The sequence below is a fragment of the Aeromonas sp. ANP5 genome (genome assembly GCF_963870295.1).
GTDB classification, from domain to species: domain Bacteria; phylum Pseudomonadota; class Gammaproteobacteria; order Enterobacterales; family Aeromonadaceae; genus Aeromonas; species Aeromonas veronii.
Map to the genome: position 1 here is coordinate 39,095 of NZ_CAWMRY010000025.1, position 14,646 is coordinate 53,740.

Consider the following 14,646-nt stretch of genomic DNA (forward strand, 5'->3'; position numbering starts at 1 on the left):
TCTGTGCCATGCTGTTTCAGGTTATGGACAGCAGAGCAAATGAGGAAAACGATGAGCAACAATTCAGACAGTTCCGCAGGAAAATGCCCGGTCATGCACGGGGGAACCACCTCCGTCGAGACGTCCAGAATGGAGTGGTGGCCGAAGAGCCTCAACCTCGACATTCTTCACCAACACGATACCAAGACCAATCCGCTGGGGGCCGGTTTCAACTATCGGGAAGCCTTGAAGGGGCTCGATATGGCGGCCCTCAAGCAGGATGTGACCGCCCTGATGACCGACAGTCAGGAGTGGTGGCCCGCCGACTGGGGCCACTACGGCGGCCTGATGATCCGCATGGCTTGGCACTCGGCCGGGACTTATCGCATCGCCGATGGCCGTGGTGGTGGCGGCAGCGGCAACCAGCGTTTCGCCCCTCTCAACTCCTGGCCGGATAACGCCAACCTCGACAAGGCCCGTCGCCTGCTGTGGCCCATCAAGAAGAAATACGGCAACAAGATCAGCTGGGCCGATTTGCTCATTCTGGCGGGCACCGTGGCTTATGAGTCCATGGGGCTCAAGACCTTCGGCTTCGCCTTTGGCCGCGAGGATATCTGGCACCCGGAGAAGGATATCTACTGGGGATCGGAGAAGGAGTGGCTGGCGCCCAGCGGCAAGCCGGGCGGTCGTTACTCCGGCGAGCGGGATCTGGAAAATCCGCTGGCGGCGGTGATGATGGGGCTTATCTACGTCAACCCGGAAGGGGTGGATGGCCAGCCCGATCCGCTGAAAACTGCGCAGGATATGCGAGTCACCTTCGCTCGCATGGCGATGGAGGATGAAGAGACGGTAGCGTTGACCGCCGGTGGCCACACCGTCGGCAAGGCTCACGGCAACGGCGATGCCAAACAGCTCGGGCCCGAGCCGGAAGGGGCCAGCCTCGAGGAGCAGGGGCTCGGCTGGATCAATCACCACAGCCGCGGCATCGGCCGCAACACTGTGACCAGCGGCATCGAAGGGGCCTGGACCACCCACCCGACCCAATGGGACAACGGCTACTTCGATCTACTGTTCAAGTACGACTGGTGGTTGCAAAAATCTCCGGCGGGGGCCCATCAGTGGGAACCGATCAATATCGCCGAAGAGGATATGCCGGTGGATGTGGAGGACCCGTCGATCCGCTGCAAACCCATGATGACGGATGCCGACATGGCGCTCAAATTCGATCCCGAGTATCGCAAGATTGCCGAGCGCTTCCGCGATGACCCGGCGGCCTTCTCCGACGCCTTTGCCCGCGCCTGGTTCAAGCTGACCCACAGGGATATGGGGCCGAAGAGCCGCTATGTCGGCCCCTATGTGCCGACAGAAGATCTGATCTGGCAGGATCCGGTGCCTGCCGGACGTGCCGATTATGACGTGGCGGCGGTGAAGGCCCGGATTGCCGCCAGCGGCCTCTCCATCAGCGAGCGGGTCACTACCGCCTGGGATAGTGCCCGTACCTTCCGTGGCTCCGACAAGCGGGGTGGTGCCAACGGCGCCCGCATCCGGCTGGCGCCCCAGAAGGATTGGCCGGGCAACGAACCGGCGAAGTTGGCAAAGGTGCTGGCGGTCTATGACAAGCTGGCGGCCGAGTGTGGCGTCAGCGTCGCGGATCTCATCGTGCTGGGGGGCAACCTCGCCATCGAGCAGGCTGCCCAGGCCGCCGGAGTGACGGTGAGCGTGCCGTTTGCGCCGGGCCGGGGGGACGCCACTCAGGCTCAGACCGATGTGGCCTCGTTCGAGGTGCTGGAGCCGCTGGCCGACGGCTTCCGCAACTGGCTCAAGCAGGACTATGTGGTGACGGCGGAGGAGTTGCTGCTGGATCGCGCCCAGCTGATGGGGCTCACCGCCTGCGAGATGACGGCGCTGGTCGGCGGGATGCGGGTGCTCGGTACCAACCACGGCGGTACCGGGCACGGGGTCTTTACCGATCGGGTCGGGGTACTCAGCAACGACTTCTTCGTCAACCTGACCGACATGGGCTACCAGTGGCTGCCGAAAGCGAGCAATCTCTACGAGATCCGCGATCGCCGCAGCGGCGCGCTGAAGTGGACGGCCACCCGGGTGGATCTGGTGTTCGGCTCCAACTCGGTGCTGCGCGCTTATGCCGAGGTCTATGCCCAGGATGACAACAAGGAGAAGTTTGTCTGTGACTTCATCACCGCCTGGAACAAGGTGATGAATGCGGATCGCTTCGATCTGTTGGGCTAGTCCCCGAGCCGTTTGGTTATCTGCATCAGCCCCGCACACCCTAGGTGTGTGGGGCTTTTTACAGCCCGCTTTTCTGTGCAGCCCTACCATCCGCCGCACTGCGACACCCGCTGGCCGGTCGCGCAGGGTCGTGGGCATCCCTGTGCTTGGGCCAGCAGTATCATGTAACATGCTGATCCGCTGGTGATGCCCGGCAGCCACCCCATTGGCCACTGATGTCCAATCAACAGGACAAGGACAGAAACAAAGAGACAAGGAGTCAACTCATGCTGGAAATGCAGATCCAACCCCGCTTTCAGGAGACGGATGCCCTCGGCCATATCAACAATACGGTGCCGGCGGTCTGGTTCGAATCGGCGCGAGATCCCCTGTTCCGGATCTTCTCCCCGGATCTGGATGTGCATAACTGGCATCTGATCATCGCGGGCTATACGGTGCAGTTCAAACGGGAGCTGTTCTACGGCCAGCCGGTCACCATCAAGACTGGCGTGCGCCGCATCGGCACCAGCTCCTTTACGGTCTGGCAGGAGGCCTGGCAGGGCGGCGAACTGGCCGTCACCGCCGAAACGACCCTGATCCATTTTGACTACCGGGCCCGCCAATCCCTGCCCCTGAGCGATGCTCACCGGGAAGGGCTGCGGGCCTGGCTGACAGAGAGTTAACCACGGGCCGGATGGCCCATCACAGGAGTGTTATGTACAACTCAATGCGCAACACAGCGATCGCGCTGACCCTGGGATTCTGCTCCCTCCCTTCTCTGGCCGCTTCTCTCGCCGAGCAGTTTACCCTGATGGAGAAGGGGGCCGAGAGCGCCCTCGATACCCGTCAATTCAGCCATGACGGCGTCGATATCAAGGCCTGGATCGATGGCGCCCCCGTCATCATCGCCGTGCCCATCATGAACGAGCTGGGCAAGCTGGAAGGGGAGAGCCGCTACTACTTCAAGGGCGGCAAGCTGTTCGGGGTCAAAGAGCCCGCCGCCCAGTTTGCCTTTGATGACAGCGGCAAGCTGACCCAATGGCTGGACGAGAAGGGGCAGCCCGCCGAGTTCGTCAGCAAGATGAGCATGCAGCAGCGTCAGGAGTGGCTCACCAAGCGAGCCGCCGAGCTGAGCAAGCTGTTTGTGGTGAGCGCGGCCGAACAGAAGGCGGCCAAGGGTGGCGTCAAGCTGAAGGGGGCGGATCTCGCTCACTGGCTATGCAACGGCAAACTGATGGATCTCGCCCACGGCGACAAGGTGATCTTCGAGCAGGATAAGCTGAAGATTGGCGAGCAGGGGATCGAGGGGGAGGTCTCCCTGCGTCAGGAGAAGGGGTGGCAGGAGCTGAGCCTCAAGTGCGAGGTACAGGGCACTCAGGTAACCCGCCTCACCTGGCAGCCGCTGCCGGGTGCCAACAAGCCGCAATAAGCGCAATAGCAAGGGGGCCCATCACGGGCCCCCTTCTCATTCGGTGTGTGGCTCCCCCAGCTTGAGCCGGGTGAGTGCCTCGACCCGGCGCCACTGTCCGGGCTCGAACCAGCGGGCCAGCACCTCCTGCTGCTGTTCGGCCCGGGCCTCGTTCGGCAGTTGTCTGAACTCGGCCAGAAAGCCGCTGAGCTGCTCCTCGAACCCCTGCCGGTTCTGCTCCAGCTGGCGCATCCGATCCACCGCTTCCGGCCCCCCCGTCTCCAGCAGCAGAGCCTCCCGTTTGGCCGGGTCCATCTGCGCCAGCTCTTGCAACTCCTCAAGCAGGCGGCTGTTGGCCTCCGCTTCGCGAAACCAGCCCGGTTGCTCCGCCAGCCAGAGATCCAGCTCGCTGGCCAGCTGCGACTTGTCGCTGTCTCTTGCCTCCGCCAGCGCCCTGCGGCGCAGGGTCAGCTGCTCCATCAGTCGATCCTCGGCAAACAGCTGGGCCTGCTCGGCCGGGGTAAAGCTCTGCTGGCGCAGTTGCTCCCGCTCGTCAAACAGGATCTGCAGGCTGGCGAGGGAGATCTCGGTGGGCACTGTCAGGCTGCTCTGGGCGGAGACAAAGGTGCGATAGCGCGCCTGCAGGGCATCGGCTGCCTCCTGCTCGGGATCGTGCGGGTGGCTCTGTGCATGCTGGCTGGCTTGAGCGGGGGATGAGTCTGCCGTCGGTGCCGTGGGCCAGAGCAACACTCCGCCAAGCAGCAGGGTGATGGCGCAGGGTACGACGAGCAGGGTGGCTATCTTCATAGTCCCAGCTCCTTGAGACGGTTGGCATGCTGGCGATAGAGGGTGACCGGATCGGTCTCGAACAGATGGTGGATGCCGAAGGACTGGTTCACCTCATCCAGATGGTTCATCCGGTAGTCGGTGCCGATCACCTTGCCGAGGTGGCTGCTGCAGACCCCGACCAGTCCATCATTGGGTTCCTTGAAGAAGGCGCCGGTCAGCGCCAGCGCAGGATCCACCGGATCCAGCAGATTGGTCAGGTTGCCGCGCCCACTCCAGGAGAAGTAGTAGACGCCGTTGCTGGCCTGCATCGGCCCCTCGCCGCAATAGCGGCTGGGCAGCCCCTCCGGATAGCGCTGGTTGAACTGGCTGGCCCCCTTGCTGGTAAGGGCATCGAGGGCTGCGACCGGATCTTGTGGCAGCTGACTCCCGCCCGAGAGCAGCGAAATCATGCCGGAGAGGGCGTGGGCTGCGGCGGCCGCCAGCTTCTCGGCGGCCGAGCCGGGGGCGGCATTGGCCCGCACCAGATCGGCAATCTCTGAGCCGTAGTTGACCCCGCCGACGCTGGTGGCGGAGGCGACCAGCTCGGGGGCGACCGAAGCGACATAGCGGATGGTCGGGCCGCCATGGGAGTGGCCGATCAGGTTGACCTTCTCGGCGCCGGTGGCAGCCAGCAGCAGCTCAACTTGGGCGAGCAGTTGCTCCCCCCGTTGCTCCGAACTGGCGGTGGCCGATACCTGAGCCACGTAGACTTTGGCACCATCCCGGCTCAGGGCCTGGGGAATGCCGTAGAAGTAATCGACCCCGAGCAGCTTGTCGAAGCCGAACAGGCCGTGCACCAGCACTATGGGGTAGCGGGTCTGGGTGTATCCGCTGGCGTGTGCCAGCATGGGCAGGGTGCAGAGCAGCACCAGAAGCCATCTCTTCATCATCAGCATCCTTGTTGAATCGTGAGGAACAGATTGTGTGGCGTACTCCATGTTCGCCGGTGCCAGTATGGTGGCTGCTGACGGGAGAGGCTGTGAGGGGGATCGCAACTCGGGATTCAAAAGGAATTCAGGGTGCGGGCGGGGAAGCGGTGCTCCCCGCCCTACGGCTTATTGCCACTCCACCAGGTGATACTGCTTCTTGCCCCGGCGCAGCAGCAGGTAGCGACCAAACAGCCGATCAGTGGCGCTCAGCTGATCATCTTGCTTGAGCACACCATTGAGGCTGATGGCGCCCGCCGCCAGCAGTTCGCGGGCGATGCGCCTGGAGTTAGCCAGACCGCAGCTGACCAGCAGGCTGACCAGATCCGTCTCGCCGCTGACGGTGCTGCTCGGCATGCCATCCTGCGCCAGCTGGGCCAGATCGCTCTCGCCGAGGCGGGCCACATCGCCGCTAAACAGCAGCTCGCTGATGCGCTGCACCGCTGCCAGCGCCGCCTTGCCGTGTACCAGCTCGGTCAGCTCATCGGCCAGCACCTGCTGGGCCTGCTTTCGCCCCTGCCGCTTGGCGTCTTCCGCCTCCAGTGCATCAATCTCGCTCAGCGACATAAAGCTGTAGTAGCGCAGGAAGCGGTAGACATCCTCATCCGCGGTGCCGAGCCAGAACTGGTAGAAGGCGTAAGGGGAGGTGAGCGCCGGATCGAGCCAGACCGCGCCCCCTTCGGTCTTGCCGAACTTGGTGCCGTCTGCCTTGGTGATAAGGGGCAGGGTCATGCCGTGCACCTGAGCCTGATGGAGGCGACGGGTGAGATCCATGCCGCTGGTGATATTGCCCCACTGGTCGTTGCCGCCAATCTGCAGGGTGCAACCGAGCCGCTGGTGCAGCACCGCAAAGTCGTAGGATTGCAGCAGAGCGTAGGAGAACTCGGTGAACGAGATGCCCTGATCCGGGCGGGCCAGTCGCTGGCGCACCGACTCCCGCGCCAGCATTGCATTGACCGAGAAGTGCTTGCCGATATCCCGCAGAAAATCGAGGGCGGACATCTGCCCCATCCAGTCGCCATTGTTGACCAGTTGCGGGGCCGACAGGCCCTCATCGGCGGGCAGCAGCGCCCTGATCTGGGCCGACAGGCTGGCGACCCAACCCTGCACGGTATCGGCACTGTTGAGGCTGCGCTCGGTCGCCTTGAAGCTGGGATCGCCAATAAGGCCGGTTGCCCCGCCCACCAGTGCCACCGGGGTGTGGCCCGCCAGCTGGAAGCGGCGCAGCATCAAGAGCGGCACCAGATGACCGATATGCAGGCTGCCGGCGGTGGGATCGAACCCGCAATAGACGGTGCGCGGGGTGGCAAGATGATCGGCCAGGGCCGCTGGGTCGGAATTCTGGGCCACAAGGCCGCGCTCGGTCAGCTCATCGAGCAGGTGGGGGTTGATCATGGGTTCTCCAACAGCAGGGGGAAAAGCCGTCATCCTCGCCGTTCTGGCTGGTGGCGGATATGTCCCCTGAGGGACAGTTTTGCCACTCTCGTGCTAGCATTCAGCCATAGCGGGGAATCGCTCCTCGTCACCGGAAACGTGCCACCATGACCCAGCCATTCACCACAGATGCCTTGACCCGCAGCATGACCGGGGTGGTCGATGCCCTGCACAGCAGCGCCTTTGCGGCGGCGTTGGTGCGGCTGATCCAGCAACAGGTGGCGTTTGATTGCGCCCTGCTGCTCGGGGTGGGGCAGCGGCCCGTCTACCTCTACGACAACCTCAACCATCAGCGGGCTCTGCTGTTTGATCGCTACCTCACCAGCCACTTCAGTCAGGATCCCTTTATGCAGGCGCTGGAGCAGGGCTTGCCTGCCGGCGTCTGGACCCTGGCGCAGGTCTCCCAAGGGCGGCTCGATCCCGAATATCGCCACCACTTCTATCAGGCCACCGGCTGGCAGGAGGAGGTGGGGCTGATCCTGCCGGTGCGGGACGGGCTGACGCTGATGCTGTTTCTGGGGCGCCTCGACAAGCGCAGTACCCTCAGTCGTGACGAGCTGGCGAGGCTGGAGCAGCTGTTCCCGCTGGTGCATTCGCTCTGTCGTCAGCAGTGGCGGCAGAGCCAGCCGCTGTTGGCCCAGAGCACTGCGCTGCCAGACAGCGCCAGCCTCCGGAGTGCGGTGGAGCAGGCTATGTCGAGTGTCGGGGGGGATTTGCTCACCCGGCGCGAGCGGCAGGTGGCGGAGTTGCTGCTGCAGGGATTGGATACCGAGGCGATTGCCGCAGCGCTCGGGATTGGCAGCGGCACGGTGAAGAATCACCGCAAGCATCTCTATGGCAAGCTGCGGCTCGGCTCGCGGGCCGAGCTGTTCAATCTCTTTCTGAACCACCTCATTACTGCTCCGGTGGAGGCATCGCAGGCGTCATCGGCGGGAGATAGAGAGAGCCCGCCATAGGGTGGGCCGGAGTTACTCGATGCTCGGGATGGTGGGAGTTGTTTCGGGCAGGATACTGAGCAACTGGTAGCGCTTCATCAGCTGCTTGTATTCATCCCCCTGTTTGACCTTGTCCAGCGCCTGTTGCAGGCGGGCAACCTGTTGCTTGTCTGCCCTCAGGTTGAAGGCGAAGCAGTTATCCTGCTCTTCAATGATCGCGACGGTGACAAAATCCTCGCTGGGAAAACCCAGCTCCTTGGCCTGATGGCGCAGCATCACCTCGTTGCCCGCCACCAGATCGGTGCGTGCCATGATGAGCTGGCGCACCACCTGATCCATGCGCTCTACCGACATCATATTGCCAGGGCTGATCCCGCGGTTGAGCAGCAACTGCTCCCCGACATCCGCCTGCATCACACCAATCTGCAGCTTGGCGAGATCCGCTTTGCTGGCCACTTTGGGGGCATCCTGCTTGCGGCCGACCAGCGCGACCCTGGAGTGGCTGATGGGGCAGACCCAGAGGAAGTGGGGATCCCGCTCCTTGGTATGTGCCGTGGTAAAGAGCACGGCCTCTTGCTGCTGGGTCAGCAGATACCAGCCGCGGGCCCAGGGCAGAAAGTGGATGGGTTGCTCCGGCTCCCCCATTTCGCGCCACATCAGGCGCAGCAACTCGACTGCTAACCCCACAGGCTGACCATTTTTATCCTGGCCATTGAGTGGCATGTTCTGCTCCGAATAGTAGATAAGTGCCGGAGCCGGGAGCGCGATAAACAGGGCGAGAGAAGCGAGAGCAGGGAGCAGACGACGCATGATGCACTCCTTGTGCGGGTAGTTACCTAACAGTCTATGTGGCCTTTTCCATAACGTCATGATCCGGTAGCGGGATAAAAAACAGGCCACCTTGCGGTGGCCTGTCGGTTTATTTGAGCAGGGCTTCCATCTCCGCCTCTGCCTTGGCGCGCGCCTTGGCTTCCGCCGCTCTGGCGGCATCGGCGACGCTCTCTCCGGCCGTATGGGATGCGGCACTGACAGCCTGTTTGGCCGGATCGGTAACGGCCTTGGTTGCCTCTTGCGTCACGGTAGCGGCAGCACTGCTGACTGCCTGTTTGGCAGGCGCGGCAAAGGCTTTGGTGGCTTCTTGCGTCGCGGTCGCAGCGGCACTGCTGACGGCCTGTTTGGCAGGAGCGGTAACAGCCTTGGTGGCTTCTTGGGTCATGGTCGCAGCGGCGTTGCTGACGGCCTGTTTGGCAGGAGCGGCAACGGCTTTGGTGGCTTCTTGGGTCGCGGCAGCAGCGGCGCTATTGACTGCTTGCTTGGCAGGAATGGCAACGGCTTTGGCCGCTTCTTGCGTCGCGGTTGCAGCGGCGCTGCTGACGGCTTGCTTGGCAGGTGTGACAACGGCCTTGGTAGCTTCTTGCGCCGCGGTCGCAGTGGCGCTGCTGACAGCCTGTTTGGCAGGTGTGACAACGGCCTTGGTAGCTTCTTGCGCCGCGGTCGCAGCGGCGCTGCTGGCTGCCTGTTTGGCCGGAGCGGCAACGGCCTTGGTGGCTTCTTGCGTCGCGGTCGCAGCGGCACTGCTCACTGCCTGTTTGGCGGGTGCAGTGACTGCGGTGGTTGCAGTGCGGGTAAGATCGGTTGCGCTTTGGTTCACCGCTTGGGCGGCCTGTCCGGTGGCTTGTCTGGCGGCCTGCCCTGTGGCGTTGGCGGCTGCGCCGCTGATAGCCTGACTTGCGCTGTTGGTCAGCGAGCCGGTGACGCCGCGGGTCACTGTGCCCAGCGCGCTGCCAAGGGAGAAGGGGGAGGCGCCACTCTGACTGGTCGCTGCGCCGGTCAGGGCATTGGTCGCCGGGGTGAGCTGGCTGGTAGGGGTCTGCCAGCCCTGCATGGCGGTTGGCCAGGTCGGTGCCGTGCCCGCCAGATTTTCGCCGAAGGTCAGGGTGGTGCCATCCCCTTTTTGCAACAATACCGACATCTGGTTGGTTTGCGAGTTCCACACCATCCCCGCCTGCTTGGCGATATCCGGCACGGGCGCATACTCGGAGACTACATAGAAAAGCGGCCCCTCCTGCTGTAACTTGTCGGCAGTCTTGAGCAACTGCATGGTGCTGTCGTAGTTGGGGCCAAGGATGGCGGTCATCCGATCCTTGATCAGGGGTTGTTCGAACAGATTGACCTCGTTCGGGTCAAAGCCGACCAGCGGCTTGAGCAGGGCCCACATCAGTTGGCTGGTGGGGCTCATCATCAGCAATGGGGCAACGCAGGCGGACAACATCAGGCTCAGGCAGGCCGCCTGAAGCAACGGCATGATACGCATTGGGATAATATCCAAATAACGATTTGATAAGTAAGGTTATATTTTGTCAGGACGTGACAAATTCACCGGAAGTTTGCGCGTGGCAGCGAGAGACTGCCCGCAGGCGCTGGCAGGCTACCATATTGGTTCCACAATGCCAGCAGGCAGTATGATTGTCAGTCAAGTAAACCCCGGGGCTGGTCGACTCTTCGAGAGTGCCTCCCATCGAAACAGGATCCCTCTCATGAAAAATGTACTGCTCTGCCTGCTGGCCTCCCTCTGGCTCGCCCCTGCTCTGGCCGCGTCCAAAACCACTGTGGTGGGCGAGTCTGCCAGTCCCGAGCTGGTGTTGCCGCTGGGCTCATTGCCCGAGCGGGTCTGCTGGTTTGCGGATCAGAAATATTCCGAAGGGGCCCGCATTCTGCAGGGAGATATCTGGCTGGAGTGTGGCCCGCAGAACGACCTCGAGAGCAATGGCCCGTTGGCCTGGCGCTCTCCTGCGGTGGTGTTGCCTGCCACCCGTGGTGCGAAAAACCAGAAGACGATTTCCGTGGGTCAGTGAGGCTTTTCTTGATCCAGCTAAAGACATGGACGTGATCCCTGTCGCATAATGCAGCTCCTTTCTTCTCTTGGCTGGAACCTAAGAAATGGCTCGTCGCTCTTCCAATGCACAACGTCGTCGCAGTAGCTGGTGGTACAAACGCTTGTTGGCAAGGGAGCGGGAAGAGCGCGAAGCGCGTTCCGTCCGGGATTGATACAGCATTGAAAAAACGGAGCCTCGGGCTCCGTTTTCTATTTCTCACCGTCAATAGCAAGATAACGGGGGCCATCAGGCCCCCGTTTTGTTTTTGCAGATGTTGCCTGCTTGTGGCTTAGCGCTGCAAGGCGGCCAGTGCCAGTTCGACCCGCTTGGCGTATTCGGGGTCGGCCTGCTCGAAGTGTTTGAGCTGGGCCGCGACGATGGCGTCATCCTCCACATTGACAAGGGATCGGGCCAGGTTGGCGGCGAGCCGTGAACGCTGCCCCTCGTCCATGATGCGGAACAGGTTGCCCGGCTGGCTGTAGTAGTCGCTGTCGTAGTCACGGAAGTCGTAGTGCAGGGCGGCCCCTTCCAGACTCAGCGCAGGTTCGTGCTGCTCGCTCGGCTGTTGGGTACCGAAACGGTTCGGCTGATAGTTGGGGCTGGCGCCGCCATTGCTGTCCGCTCGCATGGCACCGTCACGATGGGCGCCGTGATGGAACGGGCAGCGCGGGGCGTTGACCGGCAGCAGACCGTGGTTGACGCCGAGGCGATAGCGCTGGGTGTCACCGTAGGAGAAGAGCCGCCCTTGCAACATGCGATCCGGCGAGAAGCCGATACCGGGCACCACGTTGGCCGGGGTAAAGGCGGCCTGCTCCACATGGGCGAAGTAGTTGTCCGGGTTCTGGTTGAGCTCCAGCACGCCCACCGGGATCAGCGGGTAGTCGCTGTGCGGCCACACCTTGGTCAGGTCGAACGGGTGGATGTTGTAAGTCTGAGCTTCGGCCTCCGGCATCACCTGCACATAGACCTTCCAGCGCGGGAAGTCGCCCCGCTCGATGGCATTGAACAGATCCGCCTGACTGGTCTCCCGATCCTGCCCGACGGCGGTGGCGGCCTCTTCATCGGTGTAGAAGCTGTGGCCCTGCTCGGTCTTGAAGTGGAACTTGACCCAGAAGCGCTCGTTGGCATCGTTGATAAAGCTGAAGGTGTGGCTGCCGTAGCCGTTCATCTCCCGCAGGCTCTTGGGGATGCCGCGATCGCTGAACAGTATGGTGACCTGATGCAGGGATTCCGGATGGCGTGACCAGAAGTCCCAGGCTGCGGTGGCGCTGCGCAGGTTGGTGCGCGGATCCCGCTTCTGGGTGTGGATGAAGTCAGGGAATTTCAGCGGATCGCGGATGAAAAAGACCGGGGTGTTGTTACCCACCAGATCCCAGTTGCCCTGCTCGGTATAGAACTTGAGAGCGAAGCCGCGCACGTCGCGTTCGGCATCGGCGGCGCCTTTCTCACCGGCCACGGTGGAGAAGCGCAGGAATACAGGCGTCTGCTTGCCGATGGCGCTGAACAGATCGGCCTTGCTGAACTGGCTGATGTCGTGGGTCACGGTAAAGGTGCCGTAGGCGCCCGAGCCCTTAGCGTGAACCACCCGCTCGGGAATGCGCTCGCGGTCGAAGTGGGCGAGTTTCTCCATCAACCAGATATCTTGCATCAGGATGGGGCCGCGCGGGCCGGCGGTGAGGCTGTTGTTGTTGTCGACGACGGGGGCGCCGTTGGCGCTGTGCAGGGTCTTGTCAGTCATGGCTTCTCTCCTTGTTGATATGGGGTCAGCCTACGGATCTGCGCCGTGCTCGGCCAATGGGCCTTTCCTCGCCCTTTGATAGGTAAGACAAATGGGTGCGGGTAGGGGATGTGTAACCGCGCCGGATATTGCATGATGGAGGTTTCGAGAAGGAGCCTCATATGCAGATTACTATCCGTCATGCCGAACCCACCGATGCCCCCGCCTTACGGGATCTCTACGCCATGCCTAATGCCCAGGCGGGCACTCTGCACCTGCCCACACCTCCCCTGAGCCAGTGGCAGAAGCGGTTGGAGAGCAGTGATGTGATCGCCTTGGTGGCCGAGGTTGACGGCCTGCTGGTAGGCCAGCTCTCGCTGCTGGTTGAGTCCAATCCGAGACGCAAGCATGTGGCCTGTATCGGTATGGGGGTACGGGATGACTGGGCCGGCAAAGGGGTGGGCTCTGCCCTGATGGCCGCGGCGCTGGATCTGGCCGATAACTGGCTCAACCTGCACCGGATTGAGCTGACCGTCTATACCGACAATGAGGCCGCACAGGCGCTCTATCGCAAGTTCGGTTTCACGCAGGAGGGGTTGGCCCGTGACTATGCCTTCCGCCAAGGGCGTTATGTGGATGCACTCTATATGGCCAGAGTTGCGGGGAGCGCCAGTCGCTAACGGCATGGTCGATTATCAGGACAGATTGCGCCCGGTGATCCGGGCGCTGGAGCAGAATCCCGATCTCTCCATTGAAACGCTGGCAAGCAGTGCCTGCTTGTCTTTCTACCATTTTCACCGGGTGTTTACGGCTGTGGCGGGGGAGACACCCGGGGAGATGTGTCGTCGTCTGCGCATCCAGCGGGCTGCTTGGCAGCTCTGCTATACCGATGCCAGTGTCACGGCCATTGCGTTGGGGGCGGGGCTCGCCAGCTCCCAGGCGTTTGCCAAGGTATTTCGCCGTTACTATGGTTGCACGCCGGGAGAGTTTCGCCGCGACAAGAGCAAGAATGGACACTTGATGAGCAAGGATGGACACGCACTTGTGCAGCCGAATCCTTATGCTGAGGGTCACTCATCAGCACGGAGCAATACCATGAAAACCATCGAGATGGACGCCCGCACTCTGGCTTATATGCGTGTCACCGGCCCCTATGGCGAGGGGTATGGTCCCGTTTGTAGTCAGCTGCATCAGTGGGCCAGCGCCCGCGGTCTGGAAGGTGGGGAGTGGATCTTCATCTATCACGATAACCCCGAGGTGACTCCGCCAGCCCAGTGTCGCACTGACAACGGGGTGACGGTGCCTGCGGGGACGGTGGGGATGGGTGCGGTCGAGATCCAGATTATTCCCGCCGGTCGTTACGCCCAGTCCCGTTATCTTATTACCGACCGCAGTCAGTATGGCCCTCGTTGGCAGGAGCATATCGGCGACATCGTTGCTGCCGGGCTGGAGTTTGGCAATGGTCCCTGCTTCGAGCTTTATCACAGCATGAGCGATGATCCTGTGCAGGACGATGTCAGCTTTTGCTCCAGCCTCAAGGGGTAGGACGCAGCAAGACGGAAGGGATGGTACAGAACGTCGCGCAGAAACGAGAGAGCCGGACAGTGTCCGGCTCTTTTGCATCTGGCGGCTGGGCGGCGGTTAGCGCTGGAACCCCTTCTGGGCGAACTTGGGACGGGCGTTCATGATCTGCTCCACCTGCTCGTCGCTCATCTTGCCGCGCGACAACCCCAGCACCTTGTAGGTGAGCAGCGGTCGGGCGGGCAGGGCGATCATCAGGGCGCGGATCTGGTTCTCGTCATCCTTCTCCCGGGTCGGTTTGCCGTAGGCGTAGGTGAGAACGCCGGCATCCATCAGGTTTTTGACGGCGGGCTCGGTGATCGGCAAGTTTATGACGCTTTTACGCTGCAGCACGAACTCGCGCAGCACCGCCTTCTCGTTGAAGTCGAGGAAGCCGATCATCTGGGCCAGCTGATCCTGCTGACGGCGCGCCTGCCACTCTTCGCATGCCCACTCCCAGGCGATCAGGAAGCCCTGACTGCAGAAGTAGGAGATGGCGATCAGCATGCCGACCCCCAGCCAGGCCGCATGATCCGCAGCCCACTGGCTGACGGCCCCTTTCATCAGCCCGGCTGGAAACAGCAGAATGATGCTGCAGCAGAGCAACAACCAGACCATCAGCCAGTTGAGGCGGTTCAGTTGATAGAAATGTTGGATCCACCGTTTCATTGTTCATCCTTCCCAAACTGTTGTGGATAGTGAACTACCTACAGCAATCGGTGTGCCAACAGCGCAATAGCAGTGGGGAGGAGGG

Annotated in this window: 14 protein-coding genes; 7 read left to right on the forward strand and 7 right to left on the reverse strand. The window is 62.3% G+C overall.

All coding sequences use genetic code 11. From position 1 onward, the window contains the following. Positions 1-51: 51 nt before the first annotated feature. The 3 genes from katG (at position 52) to AACT07_RS14640 (ending at position 3,637) form a co-directional block, all read left to right on the forward strand. Positions 52-2,229, forward strand: coding sequence for a catalase/peroxidase HPI (gene katG, locus AACT07_RS14630; protein ID WP_069528503.1), 2,178 nt, complete (start codon positions 52-54; stop codon positions 2,227-2,229). Positions 2,230-2,495: 266 nt separating this feature from the next. Continuing rightward, a complete protein-coding gene (locus tag AACT07_RS14635; RefSeq protein ID WP_005336457.1) occupies positions 2,496-2,891 on the forward strand; it encodes an acyl-CoA thioesterase in 396 nt (131 codons plus the stop codon). A 44-nt stretch (positions 2,892-2,935) separates the two neighbouring features. After that, a complete protein-coding gene (locus AACT07_RS14640) occupies positions 2,936-3,637 on the forward strand; it encodes a hypothetical protein (RefSeq protein WP_042081272.1) in 702 nt (233 codons plus the stop codon). 36 nt (positions 3,638-3,673) lie between these two features. On the opposite strand, the gene AACT07_RS14645 is transcribed toward AACT07_RS14640, so the two are convergent. The 3 genes from AACT07_RS14645 to tyrS all read right to left on the reverse strand — a co-directional run bounded on the left by AACT07_RS14645 (position 3,674) and on the right by tyrS (position 6,765). Next, on the reverse strand, positions 3,674-4,423 hold the full coding sequence (locus AACT07_RS14645) for a lipase secretion chaperone (RefSeq protein WP_069528504.1): 750 nt from the start codon (positions 4,421-4,423) through the stop codon (positions 3,674-3,676). After that, entirely contained in the window at positions 4,420-5,331 is a 912-nt protein-coding gene (locus AACT07_RS14650; protein WP_031227935.1) for a lipase family alpha/beta hydrolase, read from the reverse strand. The genes AACT07_RS14645 and AACT07_RS14650 overlap by 4 nt, the downstream gene beginning before the upstream one ends. Positions 5,332-5,499: 168 nt before the next feature. Then, complete coding sequence (gene tyrS, locus AACT07_RS14655; RefSeq protein ID WP_069528506.1) at positions 5,500-6,765, reverse strand: tyrosine--tRNA ligase; 1,266 nt, start codon at positions 6,763-6,765, stop codon at positions 5,500-5,502. 146 nt (positions 6,766-6,911) lie between these two features. Here tyrS and AACT07_RS14660 point away from each other — a divergent pair, with 146 nt between their 5' ends. Next, on the forward strand, positions 6,912-7,760 hold the full coding sequence (locus AACT07_RS14660; RefSeq protein WP_069528508.1) for a helix-turn-helix transcriptional regulator: 849 nt from the start codon (positions 6,912-6,914) through the stop codon (positions 7,758-7,760). A 12-nt stretch (positions 7,761-7,772) separates the two neighbouring features. Here the strand turns inward: AACT07_RS14660 and AACT07_RS14665 are convergent, their stop codons facing one another. Both AACT07_RS14665 and AACT07_RS14670 read right to left on the reverse strand, forming a co-directional pair. Further along, positions 7,773-8,549 carry a substrate-binding periplasmic protein gene (locus AACT07_RS14665; protein ID WP_069528510.1) on the reverse strand — a complete coding sequence of 259 codons (777 nt, stop codon included), beginning with the start codon at positions 8,547-8,549 and terminating at the stop codon, positions 7,773-7,775. A gap of 109 nt (positions 8,550-8,658) precedes the next feature. Further along, positions 8,659-10,053 (reverse strand): hypothetical protein, encoded by a 1,395-nt coding sequence (locus AACT07_RS14670; RefSeq protein WP_069528512.1) that lies wholly within the window; start codon positions 10,051-10,053, stop codon positions 8,659-8,661. Between the two features lie 223 nt (positions 10,054-10,276). Between AACT07_RS14670 and AACT07_RS14675 the strand changes: the two genes are divergently transcribed. Beyond that, positions 10,277-10,594 (forward strand): DUF1496 domain-containing protein, encoded by a 318-nt coding sequence (locus AACT07_RS14675; RefSeq protein ID WP_069528514.1) that lies wholly within the window; start codon positions 10,277-10,279, stop codon positions 10,592-10,594. A gap of 310 nt (positions 10,595-10,904) precedes the next feature. On the opposite strand, the gene AACT07_RS14680 is transcribed toward AACT07_RS14675, so the two are convergent. Further along, entirely contained in the window at positions 10,905-12,353 is a 1,449-nt protein-coding gene (locus tag AACT07_RS14680; RefSeq protein WP_069528518.1) for a catalase, read from the reverse strand. A gap of 161 nt (positions 12,354-12,514) precedes the next feature. Between AACT07_RS14680 and AACT07_RS14685 the strand changes: the two genes are divergently transcribed. Both AACT07_RS14685 and AACT07_RS14690 read left to right on the forward strand, forming a co-directional pair. Continuing rightward, the gene (locus AACT07_RS14685) at positions 12,515-13,012 is read left to right on the forward strand and encodes a GNAT family N-acetyltransferase (RefSeq protein ID WP_069528520.1); all 498 of its coding nucleotides are present in this window, start codon (positions 12,515-12,517) and stop codon (positions 13,010-13,012) included. Positions 13,013-13,016: 4 nt separating this feature from the next. Then, positions 13,017-13,877 (forward strand): AraC family transcriptional regulator, encoded by an 861-nt coding sequence (locus tag AACT07_RS14690; RefSeq protein WP_069528522.1) that lies wholly within the window; start codon positions 13,017-13,019, stop codon positions 13,875-13,877. Positions 13,878-13,973: 96 nt separating this feature from the next. On the opposite strand, the gene AACT07_RS14695 is transcribed toward AACT07_RS14690, so the two are convergent. Beyond that, the gene (locus tag AACT07_RS14695) at positions 13,974-14,561 is read right to left on the reverse strand and encodes a superinfection exclusion B family protein (RefSeq protein WP_005336432.1); all 588 of its coding nucleotides are present in this window, start codon (positions 14,559-14,561) and stop codon (positions 13,974-13,976) included. Positions 14,562-14,646 lie beyond the last annotated feature (85 nt).